General features: G+C 61.5%; 13 protein-coding genes. 9 read left to right on the top strand and 4 right to left on the bottom strand.

Annotation, left to right across the window (positions count from 1 at the left end; all coding sequences use genetic code 11):
* The first annotated feature begins 674 nt into the window (after positions 1 to 674).
* Positions 675 to 1,817, top strand: coding sequence for a serine hydrolase domain-containing protein (locus tag CSZ94_RS16125; RefSeq protein WP_219726013.1), 1,143 nt, complete (start codon positions 675 to 677; stop codon positions 1,815 to 1,817).
* A gap of 48 nt (positions 1,818 to 1,865) precedes the next feature.
* Here the strand turns inward: CSZ94_RS16125 and CSZ94_RS16120 are convergent, their stop codons facing one another.
* Positions 1,866 to 2,798, bottom strand: a complete 933-nt coding sequence (locus CSZ94_RS16120) for a LysR family transcriptional regulator (RefSeq protein ID WP_102122430.1) — start codon at positions 2,796 to 2,798, stop codon at positions 1,866 to 1,868.
* 127 nt (positions 2,799 to 2,925) lie between these two features.
* Between CSZ94_RS16120 and msuE the strand changes: the two genes are divergently transcribed.
* The 4 genes from msuE to CSZ94_RS16100 all read left to right on the top strand — a co-directional run bounded on the left by msuE (position 2,926) and on the right by CSZ94_RS16100 (position 8,593).
* The gene (msuE, locus tag CSZ94_RS16115) at positions 2,926 to 3,507 is read left to right on the top strand and encodes an FMN reductase (RefSeq protein WP_102122429.1); all 582 of its coding nucleotides are present in this window, start codon (positions 2,926 to 2,928) and stop codon (positions 3,505 to 3,507) included.
* Positions 3,508 to 3,574: 67 nt separating this feature from the next.
* On the top strand, positions 3,575 to 4,555 hold the full coding sequence (locus tag CSZ94_RS16110; RefSeq protein ID WP_102122428.1) for a DUF1852 domain-containing protein: 981 nt from the start codon (positions 3,575 to 3,577) through the stop codon (positions 4,553 to 4,555).
* Between the two features lie 23 nt (positions 4,556 to 4,578).
* Positions 4,579 to 5,604, top strand: a complete 1,026-nt coding sequence (locus CSZ94_RS16105) for a methionine synthase (RefSeq protein WP_102122427.1) — start codon at positions 4,579 to 4,581, stop codon at positions 5,602 to 5,604.
* A 556-nt stretch (positions 5,605 to 6,160) separates the two neighbouring features.
* Positions 6,161 to 8,593, top strand: a complete 2,433-nt coding sequence (locus tag CSZ94_RS16100; protein WP_102122426.1) for a DUF3772 domain-containing protein — start codon at positions 6,161 to 6,163, stop codon at positions 8,591 to 8,593.
* On the opposite strand, the gene CSZ94_RS16095 is transcribed toward CSZ94_RS16100, so the two are convergent.
* Positions 8,590 to 9,078, bottom strand: a complete 489-nt coding sequence (locus CSZ94_RS16095) for a DUF2938 domain-containing protein (RefSeq protein ID WP_102122425.1) — start codon at positions 9,076 to 9,078, stop codon at positions 8,590 to 8,592. The two genes, CSZ94_RS16100 and CSZ94_RS16095, sit on opposite strands and share 4 nt — an antisense overlap.
* A 64-nt stretch (positions 9,079 to 9,142) precedes the next feature.
* On the opposite strand from CSZ94_RS16095, the gene CSZ94_RS16090 reads away from it, so the two are divergent.
* From CSZ94_RS16090 to CSZ94_RS16075, 4 genes are all read left to right on the top strand, one after another.
* Positions 9,143 to 9,787, top strand: coding sequence for an ArsR/SmtB family transcription factor (locus CSZ94_RS16090; protein ID WP_102122424.1), 645 nt, complete (start codon positions 9,143 to 9,145; stop codon positions 9,785 to 9,787).
* A complete protein-coding gene (locus CSZ94_RS16085) occupies positions 9,787 to 10,299 on the top strand; it encodes a ClbS/DfsB family four-helix bundle protein (RefSeq protein WP_102122423.1) in 513 nt (170 codons plus the stop codon). Before CSZ94_RS16090 ends, CSZ94_RS16085 begins: the two co-directional genes overlap by 1 nt.
* A gap of 94 nt (positions 10,300 to 10,393) precedes the next feature.
* Positions 10,394 to 12,109 (top strand): NAD+ synthase, encoded by a 1,716-nt coding sequence (locus tag CSZ94_RS16080; protein ID WP_102122422.1) that lies wholly within the window; start codon positions 10,394 to 10,396, stop codon positions 12,107 to 12,109.
* A complete protein-coding gene (locus CSZ94_RS16075) occupies positions 12,106 to 13,161 on the top strand; it encodes a bifunctional nicotinamide-nucleotide adenylyltransferase/Nudix hydroxylase (RefSeq protein WP_102122421.1) in 1,056 nt (351 codons plus the stop codon). The genes CSZ94_RS16080 and CSZ94_RS16075 overlap by 4 nt, the downstream gene beginning before the upstream one ends.
* Positions 13,162 to 13,194: 33 nt before the next feature.
* On the opposite strand, the gene CSZ94_RS16070 is transcribed toward CSZ94_RS16075, so the two are convergent.
* Both CSZ94_RS16070 and CSZ94_RS16065 read right to left on the bottom strand, forming a co-directional pair.
* Complete coding sequence (locus tag CSZ94_RS16070) at positions 13,195 to 14,028, bottom strand: hypothetical protein (RefSeq protein ID WP_146009813.1); 834 nt, start codon at positions 14,026 to 14,028, stop codon at positions 13,195 to 13,197.
* Between the two features lie 114 nt (positions 14,029 to 14,142).
* Positions 14,143 to 14,550: a LysR substrate-binding domain-containing protein gene (locus CSZ94_RS16065; RefSeq protein WP_374703584.1), complete on the bottom strand. Its 408-nt coding sequence runs from the start codon at positions 14,548 to 14,550 to the stop codon at positions 14,143 to 14,145.
* Position 14,551 lies beyond the last annotated feature (1 nt).

Here is a 14,551-nt window from a genome sequence, read left to right as displayed (position 1 = left end):
ACAAACCACGTTCACTTTCGCCGCTTACAACCTGACGCGCATGGCGACGATCTTTGGCTGGCGTTTATCGGCGGTGGTTGGATAACTCCGTCCATAGAGTACGGAAAGCGCTAAAAAATGTCAAAAAACGGCCTGAAAAGTGGCTGAAAACTGCTTTTTAGGAAAAATGCGGCTTCCAGCCCGAAAAATTCGCATGTCTGGCGACAAAATCCGAAGGACTGGGGTCCTTTTTCAACACCCTGTTAAACGAAAAACCGTTTACACAGAATTCAGTACACCCCCACGCTGGCTTAGAATCGCAACGTTTTTGCCGTGGTTCGGCTCCGCGTCGGGAGCCTCCAGACTGGTGTCAGAAACTTCTTTTCGTAGCAGCCCGACGGACTTTCGCCGCATTGAGTTTAGCTAAACCGGTTTTTCGGAATCTCCGACGGACTTTACAAGGTTACATGCCCGGAAAAAAAGCGTACAAAATCATAAGCTTAGGATTTCCCTTCCGACGGACTTTATTGTCTCGAATCAGGGCCATCAATAATAAATAGCAAACGCCACCTCCGGGTGGCGTTTTCATTCATCCAGCACCGTCGTTCACTCTCTGGAAAAACCATACGAGTGACTTTTTTTTGTCACTGCTGAACCCATTGTGCGAGAATGCCCCTCCCCCCTGGATGGTGCGCATGATGAGCAAACTCGCCGCAATCATAACTGGAATGACGCTAGCGCTGGCAGCTTGCAAGCCCGCAGCCACAGCACCTGCGCATGACATTCCTGCGGCCATGCGCCAGACCGCGACCACCCTGCTGCAGTCAAAACTCTTACACGCGACCTCGATTGCTGTCGTTTATCGCGGCAAGGAATTTATTCTGCATCAAGGTGAGCTGGAGACCGGCAAAGCCAATCCGCCGAACGATACAACGCTGTATGAAATCGGCTCAGTCAGCAAAACTTTTGCTGGCCTGCTACTGGCGAACGCCGTGCTTGATGGGACGGCGGCGCTCGACGATCCCATACAAAAGTACCTGCCGGCGGCCTACCCGAACCTGCAGTCGCAGGGGCAGCCAGTGCGCTTGCGCCATTTGATCACGCACACCAGCAATATGCCGGGCATGCTGCCCATGCAGGTGAACACCATATTGAAGGATTTCACCGCACACGCCACGCCGGCAAAGCTCAATGCAGCCTACGCCAACTACGGACAACAGCAATTCTGGCAGGACTTGCATACAGTCAGCATCAAAGGCCCGCTTGGCAAGGACTACGCATATTCAAGCGCCGGTAGCGAACTCATTGCGCACACTCTCGAAAAAATCTATGGAATGCCCTATGAAGTCCTGCTCACGCAATTCCTCGCGCGCGCAGCCGGCATGCAAGATACCAGGCTGAGAATCACTGCCATGGATAGCGGCCGGCTAGCGCCCGGCTACCACAGCGACAATCCCGTCATCACAACACCGATGCCACAACTGCCTTGGGGGGCAGCGGGCAACCTGAAGTCGACCATGCCGGATATGGCGAAATACCTGCGCCTGCAATTGAGCGCCGATCCTGCGGTCGTCGAATCGCACAAGCCTTTGGCGCGCTTTCGGGATGACTTCAGCATAGGCTATTTTTGGAACATCGGTAACAGTCGCCAGTTGGGCACGCATTATGTACACCATGGCGGCGTGCCACGTGCGCAAAGCTACGCTTACGTCGTTCCTCAATATCAGCTGGGGGTCTTCATCATCACCAACCAGAGCGGGGACGCGACTGCCGGTGCCATGGAAAGCGCACTGGCGCATATTTTCGACACTGTGGAATCCATGGAAAGCGCGAAGTAGGCTGGCGCCGGAGTATCGCCGTGCGTGATGTTGCCGGCGGGCCCGGGCTTATCGGGATGCATCGGGGGTTTTAGCATCACTGCCTTGCGCAGTGACGCTGGCAGGTTGGCGCGCCAGTTCGATGAAGGCCCGCGCGTAGTCGATGGCGGTGTCCGCCTCGCGTGCCCCCAGGAAGATTTGCTTGGCAATGCCGTGCATGCCCAGCCGCACAGGCAGTACGTCCATCTTGGCCGCGTATTCCTCGACCAGCCAGCGCGGCAGGGCGGCCACGCCACGGCCGCTGGCCACCATCTGCAGCATGATATCGGTGGTTTCGATGGCTTTGTGGCGCTTGGGCGTGACACCGGCCGGCAAAAGGAATTGATTGTAAATATCCAGGCGCTCGATGTCCACGGGGTAGCTGATGAGCACTTCCTGAGTCAGTTGCTGGGGCTGCACATACGCTGCGGTAGCCAGGGCATGGCCCTTGGCCACGACCAGCACCTGCTCGTAGTCGAACACGGGTTCGAATGTCAGCCCCGGCTTGTACAGCGGGTCGGGCGTGACCAGCAGGTCGATCTCGTAGCCGAAGAGCGCGCCGATCCCGCCGAACTGGAACTTCTGCTTGACGTCCACATCCACGTCGGGCCAGGCGGCCAGATAGGGCGACACCACTTTGAGCAGCCACTGGTAGCAAGGGTGGCATTCCATGCCGATGCGCAGCGCACCGCGCTCGCCCTGCGCGAACTGGCCCAGGCGTTCTTCGGCCAGATCCAGTTGCGGCAGCACCCGGTTCGCCACCGCCAGCAAGTATTGGCCGGCCTGCGTCAGGCGCAGGTTGCGCCCTTCGCGCAGCCAGACGTCGGTGCCCAGTTGCTGCTCCAGCTTCTTCATGCTGTGGCTCAGGGCCGACTGGGTCAGGTGCAGCACGCCAGCTGCGGCCGTCAACGACCCTTGTTTCTCGACCTGCTGGACGATGCTGAGGTGGATGCGTTCAAGCATTTGAATGAGCCAAGTTCATGGATGTATGAAATAAGACCATTATACTTCATCGATTTCCCCCGCTATCATCGATGCTCTTGCTGTCGGCATTCTTCGCCCTCGCGCATCACTCCCTATGAAAGCAAACATGACACGTCCCCTGCGTCTAGTCGCGGTTTCCGGCGGGCTGCAACGCCCTTCCAAGGCGGCAGCCCTGGCAGAGCACCTGATGGACCTGATCGCCGACGAAGTGCTGTGCGAACAACGCCTGGTCGAACTGGGTCAGCTCGCCCCGCAGCTCGCCGGCGCGACTTGGCGCTCCCACCTGCCCGATGCGGTGGAGCGGGAACTTGCGGCAGTCGAGCAAGCCGATATCCTGGTGGTGGTAACACCGGTCTACCGCGGCGCGTACACGGGACTGTTCAAGCACTTCTTCGATTTCATTGACCAAGACGCCTTGATCGACAAGCCAGTCTTGCTGGCTGCCACCGGCGGCAGCGAGCGCCATGCCCTGATGATCGACCACCAGTTGCGGCCGCTGTTCAGCTTTTTCCAGGCACGCACATTGCCGCTGGGCGTCTACGCGACCGACCAGGATTTTGTCGATTACCGCCTGCAGGACGAGGCCCTGATCCAGCGGGCTACTTTGGCGGTCCAACGGGCATTGCCCTTGATCGCATTGACGCGCCATGCGCAATCTGCCGCCGCTGAAGAGGTGGTCGCCGCCTGACACGCATCAGCACGGTCACGATAAAGAACACCTTCACCTTTCGCAGAAATCAGGACACCAGATCACCATGAGTAAAGATTTTATATTCAGCATCAAGAGTATTGTTTTCGATGAACACTATCATCCGGCCGACAATACGCGCCTGACGACCAACTTTGCCAATTTGGCCCGGGGAAACAGCCGCCAGGAAAACCTGCGCAATACCCTGAGGATGATAGACAACCGTTTCAACAACCTGGCGCATTGGGACAACCCGAACGGCGATCGCTACTCCGTAGAGCTCGAAATCATTTCCGTGGAGTTGAATATTGATGTCAAAGGCAGCAATATTCCATTGATCGAGATACTGAAACCGACCATCATCGACAAAAAAACCGGGGAACGCATCGATGGGATTGCAGGCAATAACTTCTCCTCTTACGTGCGCGATTACGACTTCAGCGTAGTGCTGGCAGAGCATAACAATAATCAATCCACCTTCAGCGCCCCGGATGATTTCGGCGATTTCCATGGCAAGCTGTTCAAGCACTTTGTCAGCTCAGACACTTACCAGGAGCACTTCGACAAGCCGCCGGTCATCTGCATCAGTGCATCGAGCAGCAAGGTCTATCACCGGACCGGAAATCAGCATCCCGTATTGGGTGTCGAGTATCAACAAAACGAGTTTTCCTCGACCGATCAATATTTTGAAAAAATGGGGCTGCAGGTTCGCTACTTCATGCCGCCGGATAGTGCCGCACCGCTGGCGTTTTATTTCATCGGCGACCTGCTTGGCGACTACACCAATCTTGAACTGATCGCCACCATCAGCACGATGGAAACATTCCAGAAGATTTACCGGCCCGAAATTTACAATGCCAATTCTGCGGCCGGGAAATGTTATCAGCCCAGCCTGAAGAATCAGGATTATTCATTGACGCAAATTGTCTATGACCGGGAAGAGCGCAGCCAGCTGGCTGTCAAGCAGGGCAAATATACGGAAGAGCACTTCATCAAGCCATATAAAAATGTTCTTGAACAATGGACTGCGACCACGCTCTCTGATTAATCACAATACACGAAATCACCATCATGAAAAAATTATTGCCTACTTCCACCGCCGGCAGCTTGCCCAAACCTTCCTGGCTTGCGCAGCCTGAAAAACTCTGGTCGCCCTGGAAATTACAGGACGAGGAATTAATCGAGGGCAAGCAAGATGCTTTACGTTTGTCGCTGCAGGAACAGCAGCAGGCAGGCATCGATATTGTCAGTGACGGCGAGCAGACCCGCCAGCATTTTGTCACCACCTTCATTGAGCATCTGAGCGGAGTCGATTTTGACAAACGCGAGACCGTCAGGATTCGTGACCGCTACGATGCGAGCGTGCCGACAGTCGTGGGCGCCGTGAGCCGCACTAAGCCGGTTTTTGTGGAAGACGCCAGGTTCTTACGTCAGCAAACCACGCAGCCGATCAAATGGGCGCTGCCGGGTCCGATGACGATGATCGATACGCTGTATGACAGCCATTATAAAAGCCGCGAAAAACTGGCTTGGGAATTTGCCAAGATCCTCAATCAGGAAGCCAGGGAATTGGATGCTGCCGGCGTCGACATCATCCAGTTTGACGAACCCGCATTCAATGTTTTCTTTGATGAGGTGAATGATTGGGGAATTGCTACCTTGGAAAGGGCGATTGAAGGGCTCAAATGCGAAACTGCCGTGCATATTTGCTATGGTTACGGCATCAAAGCCAATACGGATTGGAAAAATACGCTGGGTTCCGAGTGGCGCCAATATGAAGAATCTTTCCCCAAGCTGCAGCAATCGAATATCGACATCATCTCGCTGGAATGCCATAACGCGCGTGTTCCCATCGACCTGATTGAACTCATTCGCGGCAAAAAAGTGATGGTCGGGGCCATCGACGTGGCAAGCAATACCATTGAAACGCCGGAGGAAGTCGCCAACACCCTGCGCGAAGCGCTGCGCTTTGTCGATGCCGACAAGCTCTACCCGAGCACCAACTGTGGCATGGCGCCCCTATCTCGTCGGGTAGCAAGAGGCAAACTACATGCGCTCAGTGCAGGCGCAGACATCATCCGCAGAGAACTCTCCTAGCCGGCGGGTGAAATACCGAGCCGGTGCGTTTTGCCTTGCCGTACTTGGCGGAACGGTTCCTGGCTACAGGATGACGTCACGACGTATGCCTTGGCACGGGCGTCATCGATTGTTTTACGCCAGCACGATATTGCGCGCCGGGAGCGGCAATGAGTAGACGGGGCTTAAAAACCGCTGTATGCCTCTGTCTTGCCAATACCCTCAGCATTACCCTCAACCGCTCCCCCATGCGTATCCGGCACGACATCGAACGCGGGCGAGAGGCAGCAATGCTCGTCCAGGTCGAACAGGACGGCGTGGTTGCGCGGATATGTTTGTTATCACTTCATCTACAATCCCCAACTTCTTGCCGCACGAAAATTTCCGCCATCTATCGCTGGAGTGCGCTAGGCTGTCACTGTTTGCCGTACAGTTCAGCAACCCCGCAATACCCATCGCCCCGGTGCCGGCCGCTGCAGCCGCTGCGCCTGCTGGCGCGATGCTGTCTCGCTTTCACCCGTATTGACCTGGCCGATAGGACCGCATGATTTCTTTCCGTACCCCCCATTTTTTTTCCATGCGCCCGCACTGGCGTGGCTGGCTATTGCCGCTGCTATTGATCCTGCTGCTGGCCTGCTCACTGTCGGCCGTCCCTGCCTGGGCGCAGCCCGACGACGACGCCGTCACGGCCGACCAGCGCCTCGATGGCTTGCGCAAGCAGATTACGGCCATCCAGAAGACGCTTGACGGCGACGCCGATGTGCCTGACGCGACCCTGTCGCAGATGAAGGCCGATGCGCTGGCGGCCACTGCCGACGCGGACAAGGTGGCGGCGACGCTGGAGCCGATGCTGGCCAGCGTGCAGGCGCGCCTGGCCGAACTGGGCAAGCCGGCGGCAGGCACCAAGGATGCCCCCGATGTGGCGGTGCAACGCGGACAGCTGGACCGCACCAGCAGCGCGCTCGATGCGCAGGTAAAACTGGCGCGCCTATTGTCGGTTGAAGCCACGCAGGCGTCCGAGCAAGTGTCGACGGTGCGCCGCGCGCAGTTGCAGGCGCGCCTGGGTGAGCGCACGGCCTCCATCCTTGCCAGTTCCTTCTGGAAACAGTTGCATGCGGAGTTGCCGCAAAATATGCAGCGCCTGCACACGCTGGGCCAGGAACTGGTCGACGCGGCGCGCGAGACGCCCCAGTCCGTCTGGGGCGGCATCCTGGCCGCCATCGTGCTGTTGCTGGCAGCCAGCGTGTGGGTTTCGCGTTATTTGCTGTTGCTCACTTCCACGCGCGTGCCGCATGGCCGCCTGCGCCGTTCGCTGCATGCGCTGGCCGTGTTGCTGCTGGCACTGGCCACGCCGGGCCTGGTGGCCGAATTGCTGGCGCTGGGCTTGCGCTGGGATGGCAATGTTTCCGACAAGACGGATGTATTCTTGAGCAGTTTGATCGGCATCATCTGCTTCGCCGGTTTCACGGCCGGCCTGGGCTATGCGCTGCTGTCGCCGAACCGCGCCTCGTGGCGCCTGCTGCCGCTATCCGATGCGCTGGCGCACCGCATGCGCCAATACCCCACCGTGTTTGCGCTGGTCGTGGTGCTGGTGTGGACGGCCGAACGCGTCTCCATCGTCATCAATGCGGGCCTGTCGACGGCCGTGGCCATCAACTGCATCGTGGCGTTGGTGCTGAGCATGACGGTGGCCTTTGGCTTGATGCGCGCCGAGCGTTGCTGGCGCCAGGTGCGCGCTGCCGACCCCGCTTCGCCTGTCACCCCGCTGTGGTTGCGCGGCGTGGTGCTGCTGCTGTGGCTGACGCTGGCATCGAGCCTGGTCAGTCTGTTGATCGGTTATGTGGCCTTTGGCAGTTTTGTCACCAAGCAAATCGCCTGGGTCATGGTGGTGGTGTGCAGCACTTATCTGTTGACGGTATTGCTGGACGATATCTGCATGCTGCTGGCCTCCACCCCGCCGCCGCCGGACGCCGTCAACCCCGTGCTGGCCACGCCCAAGGCGCGCGACCAGGCGGCCGTGCTGCTGTCGGGCATTGGCCGCGCCATCGTCGTGCTGCTGGCGTTGATGCTGCTGCTGGCGCCGTTCGGCGAAGGTCCGGGTGAGCTGTTCCAGCGCGTCGGCAAGCTGCAGGATGGCTTGGCCATCGGCGAGGTGGCGATCCGCCCTGCCACCGTGATCCAGGCGCTGCTGGTGCTGGTGCTGGGCTTTGTGGCGCTGGGCCTGTTCAAGCGCTGGCTGCAAAACAGCTATTTGCCGACGACGAACCTGGACGCTGGCATGCAGATGTCCTTCCTCACCCTGTTCGGTTATATCGGCGGCGTGACGGCTGTGGCGCTGGCGCTGTCGGCGGCCGGCATCGGCCTGGAACGCATCGCGTGGGTGGCGTCGGCCTTGTCGGTGGGTATCGGTTTTGGTTTGCAGGCGGTGGTGCAGAACTTCGTGTCCGGCCTGATCCTGCTGGCCGAGCGCCCCGTGAAAGTGGGCGACTGGGTCTCGCTGGGCGGCGTCGAAGGCGATATCCGCCGCATCAATGTGCGCGCCACGGAAATTCAGCTGGGTGACCGTTCCACGGTGATCGTGCCGAACTCGGAATTCATCACCAAGACGGTGCGCAACGTCACGCACGCCAATCCCCTGGGACTGGTGCAGCTGAAACTGCCGCTGCCCCTGTCCACCGATGCGGACGAGGCGCGCGCGCTGATCCTGGCCGCCTTTGTCGAGAATCACGACGTGCTGGACACGCCGGCGCCCAGCGTGCAGCTCGATGGCATCGACAATGGCTACCTGATGTTCAACGCCACCGGCTATGTGGGTTCACCGCGCCTGGCGTATGGCGTGCGCAGCAATCTGCTGTTCGACTTGCTCAAGCGCCTGCACGCGGCGAACATGCCGATTTCCAAGCCCAGCACCATGGTACTGAGCAGCGTACCGGCACAGCCCGAGGCACCGCCCATTTCAGCGGTGGCAGCGGCCCCGGCGCCTGCACCGGTACCGCCGCTGACGTCTTAACGCACCGTCGACCACAGCAGGGCTGCCAGGTACAGGCCGATGCCGAACGCCGTGTGGGCCATCAGGCTGCGCAGGCGGGCGGGCGTCGGATGCGGCGTCTTGCTGGCGGCCAGGCCGGCACCCATGCCCGGCTGCAAGATGCAAAACGGCGCGGCCACGCTCACGAGGCCCGCCAGCAGCGCCGGCGCGAACGTCGGCTGTTGCAACCACCCCTGTCCCACCAGCGCCAGCAATATGGCCGCAAACAGCACGCCGATCACGTAATGGGCGGTCCAGCCCAGGATGGCTTCATCGCGCACGGGCGCCGCCTGGGCGATGTTGGCATGCGTCACCGTGCCGCGCGGCAGATGGCCGAGCCAGCGTCCCACCATTGCAAAGTTCAGCGAGGGGATGCACCAGAAGCGCTTTAACGCCACCGCCCACACATCCATCACCGCCGTCGCGCCTACGCCGATCGCCATGGCATCAAGCCAGAATAGTTGCATCGCTAGCACCCCTATAACATTCAATTGATTGATTGAATGTTATAAGGGTGCTAGCATCGTGTCAATGAAAAATGCTGATATCGAATTGCTCACCGGTTCCTCCGGGTTTGCCCATATTTTAGGCAGTGCACCGCGCCTGCGCCTGCTCGAGCAGATCGCGCACGGCGAATATGCGGTGGAGCAACTGGTGGCGTTGACGGGCCTGTCCGTGGCGAATACCTCGCAGCATTTGCAGCAGCTGCGGCGCGCCGGCTTCGTGCAGGCGCGGCGCGACGGCAAGCGCATGCTGTACCGGCTGGGCAGCGGCCCTGTCATGCAGTTGCTGGCCGCGCTGGATGTGTATGCGCAGCATCAGCGCAGCGAATTGCAGGCGCTGAGCCGGGGCGACCACGTGGAAGCGCTCACGGGCGAGGAGCTGCTGGAACGCATGCGCGAAGCCAGCATCACCGTGCTCGACGTGCGGCCCGCGCGGGAATTCGCTGCCGGCCACTTGCCCGGTGCGATCAATATTCCTTTTGATGACTTGCAGCGCCGCTTCGCGGAATTGCCGCCACACCAGGACATCGCCGCGTATTGCCGTGGCCCGTATTGTGTATTGTCCGTGCAGGCGGTGGCGGCTTTGCGCCAGCACGGCTTGCATGCGCGCCGTCTCGGCAGCGGCTACGACGACTGGCAGGCGGCCGGCTTGCCTGTCGTCAAGGCGGTGTGATGGCGATTCCGAACAGCAAGCAAGAACTGGTCGAGGCGATTAGTACCACGTACGCCAAGCTGGCGCAGGAGCTGGCGCGCGTGCCACCGGCCTTGGCGCGCGCACCCGTGCTGGAGGGGCAAGTGAAGGGCACGCGCATGAGCGTGTGTGATTTGCTCGCCTACCTGGTGGGCTGGAACGAGCTGGTCTTGCACTGGCACGCGCAGCTGCGCGACGGTAAACGCATCGAGGACATCGCCTTTCCCGCAGAAGGTTTCACGTGGAACGCTCTGGGGCCACTGGCGCAGCGCTTCTATGCGGACTATGCTGAACTCAGCATGGAAGACTTGCTGCAACGCCTGCAGCAGGCGAAAGACCAGTTGCTGGCGCTGATCGAGGCGCACGACGATGCGCAGCTGTATGGCCAGCCCTGGTACACGCATTACACGATGGGACGCATGATCCAGTTCAATACGGCGTCGCCGTATGCGAATGCGCGCACGCGCTTGCGGGCCTGGCTGAAGACCTTGTAGCACGCGATCGGCAGGCTTGCACGATTGCATCAGTACCATCAGAAACGTTTTCAGGCAGGATAGAGGTTTCAAGCGTAAGCAATAAAGGATCACCATGCTGACCATCGCCCTCGCCCAGCTGAATCCCACCGTGGGCGACTTCGACGCCAATGTTGCCGCCATCGTCGCGCGCATGCAGCGCGCCAGCAGCAGTGGCGCCGACTTGCTGGTGTGCCCCGAACTGTCGCTGTGCGCGTATTACCCGGGCGACCTGTTCGAGGATGCCGCCTTCCTGCGCGCCATGCAGCAGGCGCTGGATAAGCTGCTGGAAGCGTCCACGCGCTGGCCGCAACTCGTCACCGTCATCGGCACCGCGCGGCCCAACTCCGGCGTCGGCAAGCCCCTGTATAACGCCCTGCTGGCGATGCGTGACGGGCATATCGTGGCCGAATACTACAAGCAGCTGCTGCCGACGTACGGCATCTTCGACGAGGGCCGCCATTTTGAGCCGGGCCCGCCCGGCGCCTGCACCATGTCCATCGCCGGCTGCAAGGTGGGCTTCATGATTTGCGAGGATGGCTGGAACGACGATGGCCGCGCCTACGCCGTCAACCCCTTCGAGGCCTTGCACGTGGCGCGGCCCGACCTGGTCGTCAGCATCAACGCCAGCCCGTCCGACATCGGCAAGCGCGCGCAGCGCCACGCCGTGTTTGGCGCCGCCTGCAAGCGCGTGCACCTGCCCCTGCTGTTCGTCAACCAGGTGGGCGGCCAGGATCAACTCGTGTTCGACGGTGCCTCGTTCGCCATCTCGCCCAGCCTGGGCGTGCAATTCGAGGCGGCCCGCTTCGTCGAAGATTTTGCATTGCTGCGCTTTGCCGATGGCCGTTTCGCGCAGCCCGATGGCCAGCCCTTCCCCGTGCCCGATCCGGATGGCATTCCCGCCGTGGAATTTGCGCGGCGCCAAATCGTGCTGGGCTTGCGCGACTACGCGCGCCGCTGCGGCTTTACGAAAGTCGTCGTCGGCTGCTCGGGCCGCATCGATTCTGCGCTGACCCTGGCCTTGGCCGTCGAAGCGCTGGGCGCGGACAACGTGGTGGCCATCACCATGCCGTCCGTCTTTTCCAGCGCCGGCTCCGTCACCGATTCCGTCGCCCTGTGCGCCAATCTTGGCATCGCGCTGCACACGCATCCGATACGCGACATCGTGGCGCAGTACGAAGCCGGCTACGCGGGGGCTTTCGACGGCAAGCTGCAGGGGCTGCCGCTGGAAAACCTGCAGGCCAGAGTGCGCGGCACGATATTGATGGAATACTCGAATGCGTTTGGCGCCCTGTTGCTCACCACCGGCAACAAGAGTGAAATCTCGGTCGGCTACTGCACCCTGTACGGCGACACGAATGGGGGACTGGGGCTGATCGGCGACCTGTATAAAACCGAGGTGTTTGCCCTGTCGCGCCATCTCAACGCCAGCGCCGGGCGCGCACTGATACCCGTCGCCGTGCTGGAGAAACCCCCGTCGGCGGAACTGGCGCCGGGCCAGCGCGACACGGACAGCCTGCCGCCATATCCCGTGCTCGATGAAATTTTAAAGTGGCATATCGAGGGACGTCGCTTGCCGGCGCAGGAAAGCGCGCAAGCGCTGATCCTGGTCGACCAGCTGCGCGAGACGGACGAGGGGCGGGCGCTGGTGAGGCGCATTCTCGGCATGGTCGCCCGCAACGAATACAAACGGCGCCAGGCGGCGCCCATCATCCGCGTGCGTTCGCGCGCCTTTGGCAGCGGGCGCCAATTGCCGATCGCCGCCCATTACCCCACCGGAGACGACGCATGACCACAGCCTATTCCGCCGACGCGGCCATCCTGATCGGCCGCTTCCAGCCTTTTCATAACGGTCATGCCGGCTTGCTGCAAACGGCGCTGGCCACCGCCGCCCAGGTGGTGGTGGTGCTCGGTTCCGCCTTCCATGCGCGCAGTCCGAAGAACCCGTTTACGTGGCAGGAGCGGGCCGCCATGATCGCCGCCACGCTGCCCGAGGCGCAGCGCGCGCGCGTGCATTACGTGGCCGTGCGCGATTACTACGATGATGCTCTGTGGGCCGATGCCGTGCGGCGCGCCGTGGCGGGCACCGTGTCTGCGGCGCAGCGCGTCACCCTGGTGGCTTGCTTCAAGGACGCCACCAGTTACTATCTGCACCATTTCCCGCAGTGGCAGTTGCTCAATCTGGAGATCGATGCGGGCGCGCCCATAGGCGCGACGGCGATTCGCAACGTGTTGTTCGAAGCGGAAGACGTGGACGTGTCGCTGAGCGCCGTGGCGCAGCTGCTGCCGGCGGCCATCGGCCAGTACCTGAAGGCATGGACCTTGTTGCCGTGGTACGCGCCGCTGGTGCAGGAATATCGCGCCATCGAAGCGTACAAGGCGCGCTGGCGCACGGCGCCGTATCCACCCATATTCGCCACCGTCGACGCGCTGGTGCAGACGGGCGGCCACGTCTTGCTCGTGCGCCGTGGCGGCTATCCGGGCAAGGGTTTATGGGCCTTGCCCGGCGGCTTCCTGGAGCCGCGCGAACGTTTGCTGCAGGGCGCCCTGCGCGAGCTGGCGGAAGAGACCCAGCTGGGCGTGCTGGCGCCCATCCTCGTCGAGGCGCTGGTCGGCGTGGCCGTGTTCGACCACCCGGACCGCAGCCAGCGCGGGCGCACAATCACGCATGCGCATTATTTCGACTTGAAGACGCGCCAGCTGCCGGCGGTGAAGGCGGCCGACGATGCGGCGCTGGCAGAGTGGGTGCCCGTGGCGTCGTTGCCGGCCATGGAGGAGCAATTCTTCGAAGACCACTTCCATATCCTGAACCACTTCCTGCAACTGACGCACGAGGGGCGCTGAGGCATCGGGGAAGCTCGCAGCGCCCGGCGACGCTCAGGACGTCACGCGCTCCCAGCCATGCTGGATGGCCGCCTTGAAGTCGTCCCACGCCGACTGCGGATACGTGTGTTCCCAGGTGCTGCGCAGTTCCAGCTCGACCTGCTCCCAGCTTTGCCCCCGGTAGCTGTCGCTGCCCGCCATCGAATGGCCATAGCGATAGGCGGGATCGTAGTCATCGAAGCGCGCGCCGCTGGACGCATACTGGCCGCTCCAGTGCTGGCGGTAGTACTGCTCGTCGTCGTCGCTGGTGCCGGGCAGGTTGTCGGCGCTCGGATAGCGGCGCACGTTGGCGCCCGCGCCGGACGGCGGAGGCGATGCCATGCCGCCCGCAAATTGCTGCGACGCTGGCGCCGCCTCGCTCCGGTTGCCGCTGGGCGTGCCTTGCTGCGATGGCGCGCCCGACTGCATGCTGGCGCCCTGGCGCAACGTGCTGTCGTGTTGCGGCATGCCTTGCCAGCCGCCTGCGCGCCAATGGTCGGCATGTGCATCGATGTCGAGCGGCGCGTAGCGCTCGACGATGTCGTTGGCGCGCTCGATATCGGCGTCGCTCGCCCCTTCCAGTGTCAGCACGACATGCCCGCGCCGCACGGCTTCTGCATAGATGTGGCGGTCGGCATGGCCGCCGAACAGGTCCGTAAAGAAATGCTTGATGTTGTCGAGCAGGCTGTCGCTATCGTCGCGGCGGATGTTTTCCGTGGCGGAAATATCGTCAGTGCCCGCATCGTGCAGGCGGATGCTGGCGTCGGGCAGGCCAGCCGTGATCAGCTCGTGCCGGGCGCGCTCGGCCATGTCGCGCAGGGCGAAAACTGCGGCCAATGTATGTGCCATGATGATCTCCAATCGATGAACAACGTCCTGTCAGTGTAGGCCGTGATAAACGAAAGGGGCGCTCGTTTGCCGCTTGGAAAACGTTGTTCTCTCAAATATTAACGAAGTGAAACTTTAGTCGGGCGTGCCCACGAACGCGCGCAAAAAATCGATGAAGGCGCGCACCTTTTCCGCAATATGCTGGATGTTCGGATACACGGTATACACGCCCTGCTGCGGGAAGACGACGTCAGGCAGCAGACGGCGCAGGCGTCCCGCGCGCACTTCCCCCTCTACCAGCCATTGCGGCAGCAAGGCCACGCCGCAGCCGCCTAGGGCAAAGCCCAGCAGGGCCGAGGCGGAGTCGGAATGGATGGCGGCGTCATCCTGCGCGGCGAAGGCGGCCGGGCCGGCGGGCGTATGCACCTCCCAGCGCAGCGGCGAGGCCAGGCGACTGTGCGCCAGCCAGCGCGCGCGCTGCAAGTCGGGCAAGCTGGCGATGTCCTTGCCGGGCAGGCTGGCGAGGCGGCGGCGCCGGACCATT

The organism is Janthinobacterium sp. ROICE36, assembly GCF_002869965.1.
In the GTDB taxonomy this organism is placed as follows: Bacteria; Pseudomonadota; Gammaproteobacteria; order Burkholderiales; family Burkholderiaceae_D; genus Janthinobacterium.
The sequence above is the reverse complement of the archived record's forward strand: the minus strand, read 5'-3'. Positions and strand labels throughout refer to the sequence as shown.

Excerpts from the sequence above, each read along its gene's own strand:
- CSZ94_RS16125 (WP_219726013.1), top strand. The coding sequence starts at position 675 with ATGATGAGCAAACTCGCCGCAATCATAACTGGAATGACGCTAGCGCTG.
- CSZ94_RS16120 (WP_102122430.1), bottom strand. The coding sequence starts at position 2,798 with ATGCTTGAACGCATCCACCTCAGCATCGTCCAGCAGGTCGAGAAACAA.
- msuE (WP_102122429.1), top strand. The coding sequence starts at position 2,926 with ATGACACGTCCCCTGCGTCTAGTCGCGGTTTCCGGCGGGCTGCAACGC.
- CSZ94_RS16110 (WP_102122428.1), top strand. The coding sequence starts at position 3,575 with ATGAGTAAAGATTTTATATTCAGCATCAAGAGTATTGTTTTCGATGAA.
- CSZ94_RS16105 (WP_102122427.1), top strand. The coding sequence starts at position 4,579 with ATGAAAAAATTATTGCCTACTTCCACCGCCGGCAGCTTGCCCAAACCT.
- CSZ94_RS16100 (WP_102122426.1), top strand. The coding sequence starts at position 6,161 with ATGCGCCCGCACTGGCGTGGCTGGCTATTGCCGCTGCTATTGATCCTG.
- CSZ94_RS16095 (WP_102122425.1), bottom strand. The coding sequence starts at position 9,078 with ATGCAACTATTCTGGCTTGATGCCATGGCGATCGGCGTAGGCGCGACG.
- CSZ94_RS16090 (WP_102122424.1), top strand. The coding sequence starts at position 9,143 with ATGAAAAATGCTGATATCGAATTGCTCACCGGTTCCTCCGGGTTTGCC.
- CSZ94_RS16085 (WP_102122423.1), top strand. The coding sequence starts at position 9,787 with ATGGCGATTCCGAACAGCAAGCAAGAACTGGTCGAGGCGATTAGTACC.
- CSZ94_RS16080 (WP_102122422.1), top strand. The coding sequence starts at position 10,394 with ATGCTGACCATCGCCCTCGCCCAGCTGAATCCCACCGTGGGCGACTTC.
- CSZ94_RS16075 (WP_102122421.1), top strand. The coding sequence starts at position 12,106 with ATGACCACAGCCTATTCCGCCGACGCGGCCATCCTGATCGGCCGCTTC.
- CSZ94_RS16070 (WP_146009813.1), bottom strand. The coding sequence starts at position 14,028 with ATGGCACATACATTGGCCGCAGTTTTCGCCCTGCGCGACATGGCCGAG.
- CSZ94_RS16065 (WP_374703584.1), bottom strand. The coding sequence starts at position 14,550 with ATGGTCCGGCGCCGCCGCCTCGCCAGCCTGCCCGGCAAGGACATCGCC.